The following is an 18,882-nucleotide window of genomic DNA, read 5'->3' as shown; positions in this document are numbered from 1 at the left end:
GTTTTCCTAAAGAGACAGACTAATCCCATTTACTCCATACTTAAGCAGAGTCTTGACCATATGCAATTAACGGTTCAAAGTTTGGATTCTAAGTCTCATAGATGCTGTCAAAAGGAAAACCTCCATTTCTTTTAGTAAATCTCATTTTACCATTGCTTTTTTTCCAGTTCAATAAATAGATGGAAATATTTTCATTTCTAATAAATTCTATATTACTGATGATTATTTTTCATTAGATTACTCAAGGCGACAGAAGATTTTTAGATTTAGCAACAAGTTCCTGTTTATCATTAAACCTTGGTATACAGAATGGTGATTGCCCTTGATCTTCAATTATATGAATTATCATCGCAATGGTGGTGTCGGTTTTAGTTTTCGGGATATTCTATTATTTATGTGTACTATTTTAAATTAGTTGTAGAGAATACGGCTTCTGAATAAGATGCTAAGACAGATCTTATTGGAGGGTTTTCCATGTATTCATTCTTTACGTATGTATTTCTTGGAATTTCATTGGCAGCACCTATCGGCCCAGTAAAAGCTACGCTGATAAATACAGGCATCAACAAAGGCTTTTTTCGTGCATGGATTTTCAGTCTTGGAGCCTTATCTTCCGATATCCTGTACATGCTTTTAGTGTACTTCGGAATCGCTAAATTCATCGATTCACCATTCATGCAAACGCTGCTCTGGTCTTTCGGATGCTTTGTCCTCATTTATACGGGGATTGAAAATCTGCTTGCGCTCCACAAAACTAAAGCAAATACAATGACCAAGACAAATCGAATTCGACATACATACATAGCCGGCTTATTCATGGCGTTTCTAAACCCTTTGACGGTCCTTTTTTGGTTAGGTATTTATGGTTCCCTCCTTGTAGGGTCTTCTGAACCATTGGCAGGATATGAAATCTTCATTTGCAGTGGAGCCATATTATTGGGAATTATGATGGTGGATTTAACTATATCCTTATTGTCCAGTAGCGCCAGCAAAGTGCTTTCGAATAACATCCTGACAGGCATTTCCATGATATCCTCCCTTTCCATGATCGGCTTCGGCGTTTATTTCGGCGTCCAAGCCTATCATTCACTTTTCTAGCAAATCGCACCCGCATAAAAATGTACGTCTTGGAGACCCTAAATACGTTCCTCTATATGAAATCGTCTGAGGTGTATGTATGGAAAACAGTGAAAAAAAAGTCAGTACATGGTGCATTGTCAGTATGGCTTCAATTCCACTTGTAATGACATTAGGAAATTCAATGCTAATTCCCGTTCTTCCCATTTTGGAAAAAACGGTGGGTATTTCTTCGTTTCAGTCGAGCATGATTATCACAAGTTACTCAATAGCAGCCATTTTCCTCATCCCAATTGCAGGCTATCTATCCGATCGATTTGGCCGTAAAATTGTCATATTGCCTAGTTTGATTTTAGCCCTGATTGGTGGATTAATTGCCGGTTACGCCTCCTGGAAACTGGATAACCCCTTCGCCTGGATTATCATCGGGAGAATTTTGCAGGGAATCGGTGCATCTGGTGCCTTCCCGATCATCCTCCCACTCGTTGGGGATTTGTATAAAGACGATGATGAAAAAACTAGTTCATGTCTTGGCATCATCGAAACTTCGAATACGTTCGGAAAAGTGATTAGTCCAATATTAGGAGCTACTTTCGCTTCTTTCTTATGGTTCCTTCCATTCTTCTCCATTTCCTTTTTCAGTCTTATTTCAATAGTTCTTATTTTTTTCTTTATCAAAGTACCCCATGAAAAAGAGGAGCCAAAGAAATTCAAGGAGTTCCTAAGCAACAGTAAGCAGACATTTCAAGAGGAAGGAAAGTGGCTATCCGCCGTCTTTCTCAGTGGTATTTTTGTTATGCTTATTTTATTCGGCACACTTTTCTTTCTATCGGAAATTCTGGAGAAAGCATACGAATTGAAAGGAATTAAGAAAGGCTACGTGCTGGCCATTCCTCTATTAATGTTGTGTATCGCTTCTTACTTTTCTGGCCGCAATATCAAAGGCAATCTAGACAAGATGAAAAAAACGATGCTAGTCTGTCTAATTGCTTTGTCAGTGAGCGTGGGTATGGTTGGAATATGGGCCGACCGACTTTGGGTCTTGCTCACTATTACCAGCCTTGTCGGAATTGCCATAGGTGCCATTCTCCCTGTTCTTGACGCACTCATAACGGAGAATATTGATAAAGAAGAACGAGGTACCGTCTCATCTTTCTACAGTTCTGCTCGTTTCATTGGCGTGGCAGCTGGACCACCAATCATGGCGCTGGTCATGAACAATTATCTCAATGTTAGTTATTTGATGGCAGGCGCACTGGGTGTTATTTTGACTTTTCTTGTATTTAAGTTCATCGATGTGAAAGAAATAGAGAACTAAATGCTTATCAAAAGGAGACATTACCAGTTATTCTTAACTGCTATGGCCTATTGTTAAATTAAAGCACTTGTTAGTTTGTACAAGGAGTAGAAAAATTATTATATTAAGTGCATATAATTGCCGGCCTGCATTAAATAAGCAAGCGCTAGATGCCATTATCTATCCAGCTATTTTGTACATCATGTTTTCCTCATATTCTTTAATAAAATCGGTAAATGATATTTTCTCTATAGTTTCTGAGCAAAACCTTCAATCATCTTGATATCATTTTTCTCAGAATTTATTCAACTTCAAAAAAACCCAAAATGTACATGATACCATGCACATTTTGGGTTTTTGATTTACATCTTTGAAAATTACTTGCGTATTGTGTTTAATGCAGTTGTCCAAGGAATAACTTGATCTAACATTTGGTTTACTGAAGCCGCTTGAACTTCAGCTGGTTTGAATACTGTTCCGTTTTCGAAGTCTGTAAATAGTGATAAAGCTGGGTGTACACGAACATGTGCTACTAGTAATTCACTTAAAATCCCGCGTAAATGTTCTGTTGCACGAGCCCCACCTACAGAACCATATGATACAATACCAGCTGCTTTATTATTCCACTCATCACGTAGGTAATCTAATGCATTTTTTAGTGCGCCTGTAATAGAGTGATTGTATTCTTGAACAATGAATACGAATCCGTCTTGTTTTGCAATGATTTCTGACCATGCTCCTGCACCTGATGCATCGCCGCCTGCTTCACCTAAAAGTGGTAGTTTGTATTCCGCGATATCGATAATTGTGTAATTTGCGTCACCACGTTTATCTGCTAATTCTTTTACCCATGATCCTACTTGTGGACTTACGCGCCCCTCACGTGTTGATCCTAAAATAATACCTATATTTAATTTTGTCATTGTTTTTTCCTCCAATTTTTGTGCTCCAAATAATTTAGTTAAAAAGCCCATTTTTTGTTATTTCACCTCCTTACAAGTACTCTTTTTCAATTTTAAGTGTGCTTCGAACCGTGTTGATTGGTCGTACTGATGCCTCAATTTGTTCTCTTTTTCCTTCAAGAAATGGCGGTAACGATAATATTTCCCCTACTGTTTCGTAAGGCTCGTCCCCCATAAATCCAGGACCATCTGTTGCCCATTCAAACAGGACGCCAGGTGCTACGCGTGCATATAATGATTCAAAAAAGAATCGATCAACATACCCCGAAGTACCTAAACCAAATTCTTTCAAACGTTCAATCCACTCATATAATACCTTTGTATCTTCCACACGGAAGGCTGCGTGATGGACTGTACCGAATCCTTGTCGGCCTGCTGGAAAAATCGTATTGTGCTCCACAATCACTTGTGCACCATTTCCGCCTTCGCCCATTTCAAATAAATGCATAGAACCCTCTTCTGCTATTTCGCGCATTAGCATTACTTTTTCCAATAATTCTTTATAATAATCAAAATGAGCGATACGAACATGAATAGGTCCTAAACCTGTAATCGCAAATTCAAGTGGTACCGGACCACTCTGCCAAGGTGTACCTGATGAAACACCTTCATTGAATTCATCTGAAATTAACATATATTGTTGATCATCAAAATCAACAAATGAAATAGTTTTTTTATCAAATACTGCTTTAATGCCTGTATGTTTTACTTTGTACTTATCAAAACGTTTCACCCAGTAATCAAGTGCCGCATCGGTTGGTACACGAAAAGCCGTTTTATAAATTTCGTTCGTTCCGTGTGTTCCTTTTTGAATACCTGGAAAATCAAAGAATGTCATATCTGTACCGGCAGAACCTTTATCGTCTGCAAAGAATAAATGATACGTTTGAATATCATCTTGATTTACTGTTTTCTTTACTAAACGCATTCCTAATACATATGTGAAAAATTCATAGTTTTTCTCTGCACTACTTGTAATCGCTGTTACATGGTGAATTCCTTTTAAATGATTCATTATGGTTCCTCCTTTTTTATATCAAATTAATAATTCTCGAATTCGAGATAATTAATAAAAAAATTATAGTTTCCTTGCTTGCTGACTTATATGTTTTAGTAGTTCAATCATTTTATTCAGATCTTCATTTTTTAACTGTTCAAAGATTTCTTCGAGTTTCTTTTCATGCTGAGGGGAATTTTGATCAATAAAGTCCTTCCCAAGAATCGTTAGACTAGCATAAGTTACACGACGATCTTTTGGACATGCTCAACGAACAACAAACTTCTTCTGTTCAAGCTTATCTATCACACAAGTGATACTACTACTTGAAATGAGAACCTTTTTGCCAATCAATTGAATTGGTTGATGCCTTTATTCTAGAGTAATTCTAATTCAGCAAACTCTGTTAGATTCAAGTCAAATCTTGCTACATCTTTTCTAATCACTTCCTGAATCGATTGGGCTGCACGAGGAATAACAGAAACCGCAAGCAGTTTTTTGAGTTAACACCAATAGCATCACCCCTTAACTATCTTCAATCCAAATACCTTTAATTCAAATATCTTTAATTCAAACTAAATATAACACGATTTTAGAATTAATGCATCACTTTTGTTCGGAGATATACGAGACACATTCAAAGTAGTGTCCCGTTAGTTGCATATGAAAAAAGCTTTACTCCTGGTAGTGAAGTAAAGCAAGCGATATTTAATAAAAAAACATTAAGAAATCTAGTCCCCTTACCCACCCTCACGAAATGAAAATCAGTACATGGTTGTAATTTGTATTATTAATATATACTCATGTAAAAGTAATGGGTTTAACTTGTCATTTGAGGACTTGAACCTCTAGGGTTACCCCGAAACCCTTACCGGTAGCCAACTTTACCCGTTGGTGGGTTTTGTACTCGCCTTCCCATTTCGTTACCGACTATTAAATTTATTCTACTAAGTTTGTACGCCAATTTAATTCTTGAATTTTTGTATCAAACAATCTATATTTTCGGGACAGTTCATCTACATAATTTTGTGTCTCTCTTACATTGATTGTTGTTATGAATTTAATTTCAGACCTGGAGTAACGGTCATGACGCAAAGAAGTTTGCTCCAGTAACTCGCTATAAATTTTTCTTTCTTGTCCAAGTAACTCACGTTCCGTTAAAGCATCTCCAAGTGATTGATTTTCTTCAAATGCAGTCTGGAAATTCGTACGGTTAATGCTTTTAATTAGACGATTTAATTGACTTAACAAATTAGTTAATTCTTTTTGTAATTCTTTCGGATCCTCATTTGGTAATTCTCCTTCTTGTATCTTTGCATTTTGTACTAATCGATTTTTTAATTGTTCAATTCGCTTTTGATAATCAGTACGTAAAATCAGGGCTTCCGCTAATTTCATTGTGATATCCCTCTTTCTATAATTGAGCTTCCTTACATATCTAAAACAATTCTTTTGAGCCTAGAAATCTTTACTAATCTATAAATATTTTAACATAAATATCCAAATTACAAAAAAATCAGTTATAAAAATTGTCTAGTATCTATCCTAGTGGAATTTTTCCCTTCACCCGCTTTAACGTCGCTACTATAAGAAAGCTTACAATCACTAATAGGAGCCATGAACTCACTTTTCCTAGATGAACGAGACTCCATGCATCGGTTTGGTTTGGATACTCCCAAGCTCCAAAGAACGTTGCGATATTTTCTGCTATCCAGATAAAAAATCCGATGAGCACAAAAGAAAGTGCGAGTGGCATACGGTAACGAGTTCCATCAACCACGTAAGTGACCCATGATTGCCAAAAGACGATAATTACAAGTCCTGATAACCACCAACGAACGTCAATCCAATAATGGTGGGTGAAAAAATTCAAATAAATCGCAGCTGCAAGAGGGACAACTACCAGAAACGGTGGCCACTTAACCAGTTCAATCTTAAATCTCCTCCACGCCTGGCAAAGATAACTCGCTACACTTGCGTACATGAATCCGCTATAGAGAGGCACTCCAAAAATTTTGAAATATCCTTCCTCTGGATAAGACCAAGAGCCCATATGTACCTTGAAAAGTTCAAGAGCAAGTCCAATAAGGTGGAACAATGTGATAACCTTTAGTTCATCCAGTGTTTCAAGCCCAGAACGTATCATCCACCACTGCATCAGAAGGCAGATGATGAGCAGCCAGTCATACCGTGGTAGGAATGGAAGTGGTATGATCTGTGTAAAAGCCAAAGAGGCAAAAATGACGACAGGAACCAAACATGATAAGGCCTGCTCCCAACCAAAATGAACGAGTTTTTTTAGTGCTCTCATGATTTGTGCCTCCTAAGGTTCTTACTGAATATTTGTATGTCCTGCTTAGTAAAGTAGTTAAATAGATTTAGGGTTATGTACATAGGTTCACCGCCGAATGTTAAATATTTACACTTTATTAATCTTGGGTGTCTTCATTACTTCGATATTCTTAAACATCTCCGAGTTGACATTCTAAAGCCCTACAAATCTCCTCTAAAGTTGATAATCGAATCCCCTTTGCCTTTCCTTTTTTCAATATAGAAAGATTACCTTCCAACCCTCTCCAAAAGTTCTGTAACGCTAATACCCCTATTAGCCAAATTAGCCAGCATCACATCAATATTGATTGTAATTGCCGTGTTATTCACTCATACCGTTAAAGCATTTTCTGATTTTTTATCAATAGCTTCTTTTAAAAGCTTTTGAAGAACAGCCGCAAAGGATGCAATTACGCTTGAAGCAAAAGTGCACATTAATCCCAGTCCTATAACACCTGCTACATCACCTTCAATAAATAAAACTACGAATATTATTCCTAATACAATTAAGGTACTGATTGTGATTGCACAGTATTTTATATACCTAAAAGCGTTAACAGATACTTCCGAGAAAGCCTTGTTCCTATCTATGTAGGTTAAAAGTATAAATGCTTGATACAACGCAACAAAAAATGGAATAGACAATACATACCCACACACTAAAAAGGGATATTGCAAGTAAGCAGTCTCTGGATTCGCTTCTGCATCTCTACTGGCTATCCAAGGCAACCAAAATAGACACAAAGCAAGCAGTAATTCCAATAAGAAAAACAACTAACTTTAAGAAAATTATTGTACCTTGTTTACGTTTCATAAAAAGCACCTCAGTTATTTTTTTGTCAATATGACTTTACCACATGATTTATCGTTTTAAAATAAAAAAATATTGATTTCAATTACATTATTATTGTTTTTGAAGAATCCTATTAATTTTTGATAAAATAAAAAGCATTCCTCATTACATAGAAATGCTTTATAACTTTAAACTATTCATTTTATAACTCGTACACCTAATCTGAACCTTTAAGCACCCAACCTTTTAAAGAAAATTCGATATTTGTCGGTGAGATTTTGAAGGATTGTACTTAAGCTAAAGGACAGAATAGTTGATTTTGTCCTTCAACTTTTCATTGTAATTTAATCCTTCTTTCTATCGTTTTATAAGATTAAAATGGAATTATTACATCAATTGGACTCTAACTTCTCCAAATGTAGCAAGATAAGCGAATAAAAAAAGCAGTACCACCGCTATAAAAGTGTTGGTACTGCTATATTGAGTGACAAGTTTTTTATTAATTAGAATGTACTTGCTACTTTAACAACTTTTTCAAGCCCTGCAGCAATAATTTCTTCTGCTTTATCTGGGAATTGATTGTGACCTTCAATCACTACTTTCTCTATATTTTTTACACCGAAGAAGCTCATCATACTTGCTACATATTTAACAGCCATTTCTACTTCAGCTTTTGGTCCTTCAGAATATACACCGCCACTTGCGTTTAATAATACAATTTTCTTATCTCCAAGCAGACCTACTGGACCTTCTGGCGTATATTTAAATGTTTTGCCCGCGCGGTTTAAATAATCAATATATGTGTGTAATACAGCCGGAATTGTTAAGTTCCATAATGGGAATCCAAACACAACTTTATCAGCTGCAAGGAATTGTTCTAAATATTTATCAGCAACAGTTACTGCTTTTGCTTCTTCTGCTGTTAAATCAAGTCCCCTACTAGCCTTAAATGTACCGTTAATCATATCTACTCCTACATATGGCAATTCTTCCTTGTATAAATCAAGTTCTACCACTGTATCATTTGGATGTGATTCTTTATAGTTTGCTAAAAAAGCCTCATATAATTTCACACTCACCGCTTGGTTTGCGGGACGATTGTTTGCTTTTACAAATAAAACTGTTGTCATTCTCTTTTCCTCCTGTTACACACTCTTATGTTGTTATATATTTATTCACTAAAAAGGGAATCCTATTGTCTTTACAATATCTTTTTAAAACTATATTCCATGTCTCCACCTAGAGCTTCAGCTGTATCACCCGTTTCTCTGAAGTCATGTGTATGAATCTTTTCAAACGGACCATAGTTTACTTGCTTATAAAATTCATAACAAGGGAATCCGTCATGTGCACCTTGAATATCGACAGTACCATCTTTTTTGACATGTACAGTTAATAGATAATCAACGGGAGGTGCATATACATTTAATGGGTTGCTAGCGCTAGCACTCATTTGAAATTTGACGTCATCTGACCTCCATACAACATCAGTGCACAAAATACCTTCCGTACTAGCTTTTCCTGTTTTTTTATTAACGGAACCATCAGTAGTTGTGATTCTTTCTGTTGTTATGCCAGTATTCGCATATGTGAAGATTTCTTTTTTATAAAAATCTACAACTACTTCTTGTTCAACTCTGGAACGCATAGCGTTTACAGCATATGGTGTAAATTCACGTGAGTCACCTTCGAATTGAATCACGTTTCCTGTTTGAGTATCCTTCTTAGGTTCAGTCCAAGACATTGGAATAAATACACTTGCTCTAACTTTAACGATAATAGTCATGAGACACACCTCTATGATTTTTAATTTTATTTTGGATAATAATATTGAGCCATTGAGCAAAACAGATTGCAATTTCTTTCGTACAAATTATTGCTTTTCCTTTAATATTTGCTGCTTGTAAACTTCTACTTAGTATTTATAACTAGATTGTCGTTTTAAAACTGTATTCCATTTCCCCAGCTAGCGCTGCTGGAGTGTCACCAGTTTTTCTGAAATCATGTGTATATATTAATTCAAATGGACCAAAATCTGTTTGTTTATAAAATTCATAGCAGGGGAATCCATCATGTGCACCTTCAATTTGTGCACCACCACTCTTGTTAACATGTATAGTTAATAAATAATCAGCCGCAGGTGCTGCTGCATTTAAAGGATTGCTTGCACTTGCCCTCATTTCAAAAGAAACTTCATCAGTTCCCCACACAACATTAGTACATACAATATTTTCTGTGCTTGTTTTTCCTTTTTTATAATCAATAGAACCATCTGGATTTGTAACTTTTACAGTTACGATACAAGCATTTGTATATGTGAAAATTTCTTTTTTATAAAAATCAATAATCACTTCTTGCTCTAATCTTGACCGCATTGTATTTACAGCATATGGTGAAAATTCACGAGCATCACCAGTATATTCGAATACACTTCCTGTTGCAGGATCTATAATAGGTTCCAACCAAGCATACGGTGCAAATACACTTCCTCTAATTTTAACGATGTTAGCCATGAGAACCCTCCATAAAGTATTAATTTTGTTTCGGTGAATCCTATTTCTTTTATAATCGAACTATGGTCAACTTGATTGACTACATGGTGTATAGTACAATGGGTTTCAAATAAAGTCAACCTAATTGACTTTATTTAAGGAGGTTTTATGTGTGAATCATGAAGTATTTAGTGAATTAGATCTTACATCACTATTATCATTATCCTTTAGTACATCAATTAATGAATTACATGACAGATTGAGTGAATTGGGATTTGGAGATATTAGACCTGTACATGGTTTTATGTTTAAATGCATCACTCCCAACGGAGCAACAGGTATAGAACTAGCCGAATATTTAGGAATTACAAAGCAAGCTGTGAGTAAAATGGTGGATTATCTTGAGAAAAGTGGTTATGTAATGCGCAAAGCTCATCCCACTGATAAGAGAGGAAAAATTATTGTTTTGACCGAACGAGGTTGGTTAGTAGTGAAAGCAAAAGAGAAGATACTAACTGAGATTGAGCAACGTTGGATTGAAAACATAGGTGCTGAACGCCTGCAAATGCTCAAAGAAGATTTAACAAAATTAGTTTATGAAGAAAATGAAGATAAACTATCATCGAGGTTAAGACCTGTCTGGTAATTATAGAGTTTATAAAGGGAACTTTTAATCGTGCTTAAATTCATACTAACAGTACAGCATTCCTGTAATGATATAAATTAGCAGCAAGGTTTGTGAAGAATTGTACGGGAGCGTTAGTCCAAGAAAACAAGCTAAATTGCATTTGTGTTTCTATTTTCATTGTTCCATTAAAGGGCGCGAAAAGTGGGGCTCTTTTTTATATGAAACATCCAGGATTCGTACATGATAAAACCTCAACCCTTCTAAACATCATAAAGGATTGAGGTTTTATCTTATGGTTCGTTTTTAAGGTTGAACTATCGTCATATAGCGTGGAGTTGTTGAAATTTTTAGACCAGTTCCAATTTCTTCCATCTCGGCGATCACTTTATATTTCCCACTAGGTAGATCAGTAGATGGTTTCCAGTCTTTTATATAAGCAGTCTCTGTATTAGCAAATTTAAAAGTATCGACCACTTTTCCTGTAGGATCTTCGATTGTAATGGTCCAGTTCAATTTTTTCAAGCCAATTCCCAAAATATGACCTGGCTCCTTTTGCGTTATTGGTCTAGACCATACATCCCACGCTGAAAGGAATAAATACTCATTTAAATACGAGCGATCTCCAAATATTTCATAAGTGACATTACCTGCCCAGTCAAATGGCACTACGACAACACTTTTCGGTTCAGTATTTACTAGCAAGGACGTTTGTGTTGCAATAATTTGTCTAGCATTGCCATCGACATAAACCATCGATTTTGTTAAGCCACTTCCCCCTGCATTATCCGTCATGTTCCAACTAATCAGATATTTATTTTCTGGTGTTTTGTTGACTTGAATATTTTCTACTTTTGGTGCAACAGAATCTATATTAATCGGCATCTTAACCTTTTGCGGACGTGCTCCTTCATAATCTAATGTGCTCTCCATAATAAATTGATACTTTCCGTCTGGAACATATTTTCCATCATCTGATTTCAAATTCCAGATATAGCCACCCCAAGTGAACTCGCTGTTTGACATTATATTTTTTCGGAATTTCCATGGTTCTCCAGTTCCAGTAAAATCACTGTAATCTCCAAGATAACGAACTCGATTACCTGATGCATCTTCAACGTACATGTCTACCTTTTTTACATTCCGCAAGGTGGTAAACTGTGAATAAAGACCCTGGTTCGCAGCATGTGGAGAGATGGACATTCTTTCTTCTGCGAATGTTTTGTCCGCTTTATCATAACCAATTGCTATAGCTGGTCTGCCAAGCCAATTTTTCTTACCATAGTATGGAAATAGAGCTGTTTCTTGTAAAAATGCATTTTTGTCCCACATCGGTGCATCTAAGTTCTGAGGTTGATCCCAGTCTCCATAAAAGCCCATATACGGAATAGTTAAAGACGGAATCGAAGCTTGATCTCCATTTTTCGGAACAAAGCGAACAAATCCTTCAACAAATATATTTTTCTTCAATCCATCTGGAAGTTTAATATCCACCTCTAAATCTTGCAGATGACCTTTTTTCACGGTAAAGGTGGCAGGTGTTATGTCGCTAAAATCTTTTCCGTTGATCTTCGCTGTTGCTCCATCGATTCGCTTACTTGTTAGCTTTAACACTTCCATCGTCTTATCAATTTTCCCATCGCGATTTAAATCTAGATCTTTCTGCTCAGTATCATCTGTTAAAAGGTCTAGATAGACATCATACGTAATCTCTTCTGGAGAAGATTTACCCGCTAACGCCTCAACTTCCAGCATAAATTTCACTTTATCTTGCTTAATCTCTTTTAACTCCACAGCAGCTGCATTTTCTGGATTAGCAAACTTATCTTTGACTAATACAGGTGTTTTTAGTGCATTAGCAATCTGCATCATCCCTGATCCTTGTTTACGTGGAGAATATGGAATGTTACTTTCTGTTGTAGGGTCCATTATGATTTGAGCAGTATTCATCAAAGCTGTTTTCGCCCGATAAATACCATCTGAACCTCTCGTCACGCCTTTTTCATAGAGCGACTGTAACACTAGGGCTGCTGCACCCGCTACATGTGGCGAAGCCATCGAAGTTCCGCTATATATTTCATATTTGTTATCCATGACAGTAGAATAAATCTTACCACCAGGTGCGGTGATTTCAGGCTTAAAATCAAGGGTATGTGGTGCTCCAAATGATGAGAATGCAGACATTGTCCCCTTGGTATTATTATCGATTAAAGTTCCTTTACCCACTTTAACCTTAATCTTTTCACCACTTTTCAAACGTTGAATTAAGTCCTTTCCTTCAGCAATCCCAGTACTAACTCCTGGAATGTTGCCATAAGGAGAAAAAAGTAATTTGGCATAATTTCCTAGTGTAGCTAAAGGTACCATTATTACTCCTTTTGCTCCATTCTTTTGAGTAGGAGATTGTATATATTGTTCACTACCCGCCCATTGTTGTTCTGCAACCACGATTTTGTCCTTTACATCTTTTCCAGCGAAATCCTCGGTACTACCATAACCTACATAAACTAACTCAATCTCTTCTCCTGGAGCAAAGACATTTGCCATTTGAACATAACCTGCATGGCGTTTGTAAATAAGTGGTTTCCCATCTGGAAGAGTAAGTGTGTCCATATGGACTTTATCATTTTCATAAGAAGCTACTTGTAAAGCAAATGGACTTGAACCAGGTGCTCCTACTACTCCAATATCAGGATTCTGAGCATATGGTGCATGAGAATATGCGGTTGATCCACTTCTAGTACTGTAGTATGCGTTTCCACCTGCTGCAACCACTAATACTCCATTCTCTGTAGCAGTACGAACTGCTTTTTGTATAGGATCTTCTTCATCCACAAAAGCACCGTCAGTTCCTAAGCTCATGTTGATGACATCGGCATCCATTTCTACCGCGTGATTGATTCCGGCTATGATATCATCTGCAAATGCCCCATTCCAATAATCGGAAAAGACTTTTTCCGCTAGGATCTGCACATCGGGTGCAATCCCTTTTACCCCGTCGATTTCATCGGTTCCATTGGCCCCAATCGTTCCAGCTACATGCATTCCATGTGATGTAGCATATGGAAGAACATCTTGATCTCGGTCAGCCCAATCGTAACCAGCTGGTACTTTATCTGAATACCAGCGATCTTCTACAGCTGTTTCAGCTAATTTTTCTTGAATATTAGTAGAGTTCCACTTGGCTTTCGCTTTTCCTCTGTCAGACATAGTAAGATCTTGATGGCGATAGTCCACTCCGGTATCGACAACAGCAACCACCATCCCCTCACCATGGTAACCTAACTCTTCCCATACTTTTTTCGCTTGTACCATGGATTTACTAGTGCTCATCGTTTGTTGATAAGTCTCTGCAATCTGTACACTAGCCACTCCAGATAGTTTTTCGATTTCTTTGATATTTTTGAACTCTGTATCCAAACTGAAGCCATTAATACCTGTTACAAAGTGATGTCGCTCTTTCACATTCCACCTTTTCGTTTCTTTCATCTCTTGGATTAATGATTTTTGAGCTTGCTTTAATTTTTTCTTTTCAGATTCATTTCCCTTGGCACTGTGTACAGGTTCTCCTGTCATTTCCACAATCACTCGTACAGAATCGTTAGGAGCATATTGAGTATCAACTGGCTTGTGGGCTTGGTCTACTGTCCCTGTTTCATCTGTAGTTGCTTCTGTTAAATTAGACTCAAATACTTGGTTGGTCAATTGTGACTCGGTTGATGTGTCATTCGTTTCCGCAAAAACTGTGATTGATGAAAGAAGTAAGGATGTTACAGCTGCAGTAGTCATCACTTTAAATGCCTTTAATTTACTCTTGTTCATTTACATCTCTCCTTTTTTTATTTATCTTTGAGTTTTATAATTATTTCACTACAATTATGAGTTTAGGAATTTAATAAAATTATGGAATAATAACTTTACGCAATGCTAACCCCACTGAGTGAATAATTACACTACAAATTGTACATACAGCATAAAAAACAGTAAATTGGGGGAATTTAGCATAGTTTGATAGACTTATATGTAAAAATTCCATAAAAAAGATTGTCATTTAAAATAGAATATTAAGTTATTATCAGGAAAAATATTTCTGATTTTGTCGAAATCAAAATATTAGTGAGAGTATTTTCTCTTGAATTGGGGGAAATAAACATAATCGGTAGAATTTTATGAAAATTATAAAAAATATAAAAATGTGTATAAAGAAACTAGAAACGTATATGGTATTTTGGTCATGTATTCATTATGTAGAAATATAATATTAATGGCCGAATGGTCCTTACCTGTGCATTAAAGACCGTCTCTGACTATTTCCTGTTCTTCAACTAAAGCATCCGAGGAGAAATAGCTATATAGACTATTTAAAGCACTTGAAAATATCACTAAAAATAGCATACCCCTCAGCTAGTGAGGGGTATGCTATTAATCTAATCGATGTTATCTCAAACCATAAGCCTTAATAATTTCCTGAGAAATTTTGATTCCTTGGTCATCCCAAGCGGTTGCACGGAGGGAAACATTTTTGTTTGTCTTAGGATTGTTAATCTTAGCTGTCCAACGATCATCCGCTGTACGCTCAAGTTTTACTTTTTCCCATGACTCTCCTTCATTAAAGGAAACCTCTAATGTAGCTCCCTCTAATTTACCGTAACCCGCTACATCATCAAGTTTTGCAACAGAAAGTTCGATTGCAGTGGATGGTGCAGCTAATGCATTGCCGTTCATATCTGTTGCAACTTTGTAGTCAAGAGAATAGAACGGAAGCGACGTTTGGAAATCCTCACTTTTTCCAGACCAGAATGTCCATTCCGTATGAGTACTTAAAGATGTTGTCCAGCGATTCGGATCACGCTTTGCATCACTTACTAACCGGTATTGTGTTTTTTCTTCTGGGACTGGATTAAATAAATATAAAGCCTGTCCTTTTCTTTCGCTAAGAAGGGTATCTCCTTGGAACAATTTTAGAGTTTGATTTTTCACGGAATCATCATAACCGATACCGCCTGTAGAGCCATTCCCTGAATCTGCCCAAGCAGGAATATTAAATTGTAAATAGTTCCCTTGGCGGTTAGGTGCCCAATAACCAACTCCCAAACGAGGACGAGCTACTGGTGAGAACCAGTCTTCTTGAAGCTTTTGACCTTTTTCATAGGTAACAGCAGGCTGGCGAACTTCCCAAGGACTGTCTAATACTTCTGCATGGTGATACCAGAGTGTATCTTTCACTGCTGAAACCCACTCTGTTCGAACAGATGGCAACTGTAATTTGTATAAAAACCCAACAGCTCCTCTTGTGTACGGACGCAGATCATAACGGAACTCTCCGCCAGGTGCTTCACGGTCTGATTTGTAACGCGTATCAATCTTGACTAGTTCATTGTTAGATGGTGCATATTTTAAATTCTTTGGAATTTGGTCTTGATGCACATCCATTAGATCATAGACATAAGGTGTATTTACTTCACCTTCAACAAACAATTTCAGGTCACCGGAACGTGCTGCTGTAATCACTTTATCGCCTTCACTTTTACTGATTCCAGCAACGGCAAGAGGAATATTTGTATAATCTTGATTTCCTGCAAACACATTGAATTCCTTATCTTCATTGTTTACGATGATCAACAGCTTTGCACCCGCTGCATGTGCCGCAACGGCCTGCTCAGAAGGCGTAACTTCCGTATTGCGATCGACGACAACCGCGTTGCCTTTTACTTTCAGACGCTCATAGTGAACTGCTGTTCCTTTTCCTGCATAAACGGTTGATAAGTTATATTTTCCATCAAGAAGTGTACTTCCAGCCAACGGAATATCATCCAACACTTTTCCATTAAAATTGATCTCAAGGTAAGGTTTTATTAAACGCCAGCGAGTCAAAAATTCGAAGTCTCCTGTCGTAACTTCCTTTGTTGGGACAGCATACATTTTATCGATCCACACAGGCATTAAATAAATGTGATTCATTGTTTTGCCATCAAGGGAACGGTAGTATTCCATGCGCTGATAGCTTGGTTCTGTATTCTTTGGCACTTCAACTGAAATTTCTTTTGCTTTTCGAGCATCAAGTTCTACTGTTTGAGGACCGTCTAATTTAATCTCTGGTGTACCAACCAATGCCACACCTTGGTGATCTGTTTCGGTATCTACTTCCATCATAGACATAGCTGAATAGGTTCCAGTGGGTAAACGAACTTCTGTTGTTCCGTTTACAGCAATAAATTCAGGATCCATGTTTTTGTTAACGAGTCCAACATACGTAAGGGTAGGGTTCCCGTTACGGTCTGTAGCGTTAAACGTTAACGGATACTTTTCTTCTTCCTTTACCATACCCATTGAAGTATGAGCCACTTGTTTGCCTTCGGCATCTGTTGCTGTCAGGTGTCCTTCATAACGAGAGCCTAATTCACCAAGTGTCGGGTTCAACGTTACCGTTACGTCTTTCGTACCTTTTGCCGGAATAGTAATTTCACTCTCAGAAACGGTTAACATACCATTTGGTGCGGCATCATCTTTTGTATTCTTAAAATCTGCTTGAAGGTTTAAAGTTAAAGCGGAGTCACTGTCGTTTGTATACGTGACCGTTTTCTGTACAGGCTGAGCATTATCATGTGGCCATTTGAAAAATCCAAATGATAGGGAACCAGTTGCTCTCACTGTGCTGAATGCAGCTGCTGGTACATCCAATCGGCCCGATCCGATATGATAAGGCGAGTAATCTAACTTTTTAGACGTACTCATCAACGCTTCTTTTAGTTGAGTTCCATTCCACTCAGGGTTCTTCTGCAGAAGGATTGCAGCAGCACCCGCCACATGTGGAGTTGCCATGGATGTACCACTCATGCTTCTGTAAGATCCGCTTCCTGATGAAAGACCAGATCGAGCTGCAACGATGTCAACACCCGGTGCAGACAGGTCAGGTTTCAATCCCATGTCTCCATAACGAGGCCCTTTGGAAGTGAAATAAGCAATGTTGTCTGACTTATCAACGGCACCGATTGTTAATGCAGCATCTGCAGCTCCTGGTGAACCGATGGCCCCTTCATAACCTGAGTTTCCGGCAGCAATGACAAAGAGTGTCCCTTTGTCTTTGCTTAGACTGTTTACCGCTTGAGCCATAGGATCTGTTCCGTCACTTGGCTCGCTGCTTCCCAAACTCATGCTTACAATCTTGGCGTTGTCTGAAGCCCATTCCATACCGTCAATAATCCAAGAATCCAAACCGCTTCCTGAGTCGTTTAATACTTTACCAACGAGCAACCGAGCTTCAGGAGCAACCCCTTTGTTCTTCCCTCCAGATGCTGCACCTGTTCCCAGTACCGTTGAAGCAACGTGTGTGCCGTGTCCATGAGCATCATCCACCGTTTCACCAGGTACAAAGCTTTTCGCCTCGTCTATCTGACTTGCCAGATCAGGATGATTAAGATCGATACCCGAATCGAGTACCGCCACCTTAACACCTTTACCTGTAAAACCAGATTCCCAAGCCGTTGGGGCGCCAATCTGAGGTACGCTGTTGTCTAATGTGGCTTCCACTTTTCCATCCAGCCAGATTTTTTCAATGCCCTGCTCAAATAAAGCCGTGTTTGATTCACCCTCAGGTGTGATATCTTCCCAGAACGTATCCGCTTCATTTTTGGTAGCAGCGAGGGCAACAGCGTTAATACTCTCTAACACGCGAACTTTTTTAGATCCTTTTGGTTCAGCTTTTACTTGAACGGCTTTGCCTTTTTTTTCTGTATATTCTAAGATAACGGGTAGAGACGAAAGCGTTTTGTCATCATAGCCATTTTCGATCAATTCCGTTACATTAAACAAATCCTTATCTAACTTATCAGCAGCGAGGTAAGGCATAGCTGACCCTGGAATAACATACGTATCTTCACCAATATTTAGAATCTGAGCACCTGCACCATTCCGATCAACAGGTTCCACATTAATTACGCTTTTACCGCCTTCAATCTTTTTAATGGTCACGACATCACCTGTAATAAGCGTGATCTTTCTTTCATCTGCTCCATTGATACTGTTTACAATAGAAGAGGTTTCAAGTGTCTTTTCAAGCGATGTTTTATCAATTGCTTTAACGTTATAAAAGGTTGAGGCAAGCATAACCGTAGATAAAGAGGTTGCTATAACTGTCTTCATGTTCTTTTTTTTCAACATATTTTCCTCCTAAAAAAGCAATTTATAAAACAAATGCATCTAGTAAGATCTGTCTTGATGTAGGGAACTCACTGTTAAAACAAATACGGGAGTTAATAGTTTGCTAGTATGTGGAAAGAAAAACCTCCTTTGGCCAATTAAAGATTCT

12 protein-coding genes and 2 pseudogenes are annotated in these 18,882 nt (G+C 37.6%); 3 read left to right on the top strand and 11 right to left on the bottom strand.

Annotated elements, in window-relative coordinates; genetic code table 11:
- The first annotated feature begins 474 nt into the window (after positions 1-474).
- Positions 475-1,098: a LysE family translocator gene (locus AC1DSK_RS07275; protein WP_477548717.1), complete on the top strand. Its 624-nt coding sequence runs from the start codon at positions 475-477 to the stop codon at positions 1,096-1,098.
- A gap of 79 nt (positions 1,099-1,177) precedes the next feature.
- On the top strand, positions 1,178-2,395 hold the full coding sequence (locus tag AC1DSK_RS07270; protein WP_477548716.1) for an MFS transporter: 1,218 nt from the start codon (positions 1,178-1,180) through the stop codon (positions 2,393-2,395).
- A gap of 356 nt (positions 2,396-2,751) precedes the next feature.
- Here AC1DSK_RS07270 and AC1DSK_RS07265 read toward each other — a convergent pair whose 3' ends face one another.
- The 9 genes and pseudogenes from AC1DSK_RS07265 to AC1DSK_RS07225 all read right to left on the bottom strand — a co-directional run bounded on the left by AC1DSK_RS07265 (position 2,752) and on the right by AC1DSK_RS07225 (position 9,970).
- Positions 2,752-3,348 (bottom strand): NADPH-dependent FMN reductase, encoded by a 597-nt coding sequence (locus AC1DSK_RS07265; RefSeq protein WP_477548715.1) that lies wholly within the window; start codon positions 3,346-3,348, stop codon positions 2,752-2,754.
- Between the two features lie 19 nt (positions 3,349-3,367).
- Entirely contained in the window at positions 3,368-4,351 is a 984-nt protein-coding gene (locus tag AC1DSK_RS07260; protein ID WP_477548714.1) for a ring-cleaving dioxygenase, read from the bottom strand.
- A gap of 921 nt (positions 4,352-5,272) precedes the next feature.
- Entirely contained in the window at positions 5,273-5,731 is a 459-nt protein-coding gene (locus AC1DSK_RS07255; protein ID WP_477548713.1) for a DIP1984 family protein, read from the bottom strand.
- 142 nt (positions 5,732-5,873) lie between these two features.
- Positions 5,874-6,644, bottom strand: a complete 771-nt coding sequence (locus tag AC1DSK_RS07250) for a DUF817 domain-containing protein (protein ID WP_477548712.1) — start codon at positions 6,642-6,644, stop codon at positions 5,874-5,876.
- Positions 6,645-6,795: 151 nt separating this feature from the next.
- A pseudogene (locus AC1DSK_RS07245) lies at positions 6,796-6,958 on the bottom strand (helix-turn-helix domain-containing protein).
- A 36-nt stretch (positions 6,959-6,994) separates the two neighbouring features.
- Positions 6,995-7,478 (bottom strand): annotated as a pseudogene (locus tag AC1DSK_RS07240) (DUF2975 domain-containing protein).
- Between the two features lie 482 nt (positions 7,479-7,960).
- A complete protein-coding gene (locus AC1DSK_RS07235) occupies positions 7,961-8,587 on the bottom strand; it encodes an FMN-dependent NADH-azoreductase (protein ID WP_477548711.1) in 627 nt (208 codons plus the stop codon).
- Between the two features lie 71 nt (positions 8,588-8,658).
- A complete protein-coding gene (locus AC1DSK_RS07230; RefSeq protein ID WP_477548710.1) occupies positions 8,659-9,243 on the bottom strand; it encodes a DUF3238 domain-containing protein in 585 nt (194 codons plus the stop codon).
- A 142-nt stretch (positions 9,244-9,385) separates the two neighbouring features.
- Positions 9,386-9,970: a DUF3238 domain-containing protein gene (locus AC1DSK_RS07225; RefSeq protein WP_477598135.1), complete on the bottom strand. Its 585-nt coding sequence runs from the start codon at positions 9,968-9,970 to the stop codon at positions 9,386-9,388.
- A gap of 151 nt (positions 9,971-10,121) precedes the next feature.
- On the opposite strand from AC1DSK_RS07225, the gene AC1DSK_RS07220 reads away from it, so the two are divergent.
- On the top strand, positions 10,122-10,595 hold the full coding sequence (locus AC1DSK_RS07220) for a MarR family winged helix-turn-helix transcriptional regulator (RefSeq protein ID WP_477548698.1): 474 nt from the start codon (positions 10,122-10,124) through the stop codon (positions 10,593-10,595).
- A 285-nt stretch (positions 10,596-10,880) separates the two neighbouring features.
- On the opposite strand, the gene AC1DSK_RS07215 is transcribed toward AC1DSK_RS07220, so the two are convergent.
- Together AC1DSK_RS07215 and AC1DSK_RS07210 are read right to left on the bottom strand one after the other, a co-directional pair.
- Positions 10,881-14,396 carry a S8 family serine peptidase gene (locus tag AC1DSK_RS07215; RefSeq protein WP_477548697.1) on the bottom strand — a complete coding sequence of 1,172 codons (3,516 nt, stop codon included), beginning with the start codon at positions 14,394-14,396 and terminating at the stop codon, positions 10,881-10,883.
- A gap of 615 nt (positions 14,397-15,011) precedes the next feature.
- Complete coding sequence (locus AC1DSK_RS07210) at positions 15,012-18,734, bottom strand: S8 family peptidase (RefSeq protein WP_477548696.1); 3,723 nt, start codon at positions 18,732-18,734, stop codon at positions 15,012-15,014.
- Between the last annotated feature and the right edge of the window lie 148 nt (positions 18,735-18,882).

The organism is Paenisporosarcina sp. P4_B8 (assembly GCF_056402175.1).
Note: the sequence above shows the minus strand (reverse complement) of the source record. Positions and strands in the feature narration are given on the sequence as shown.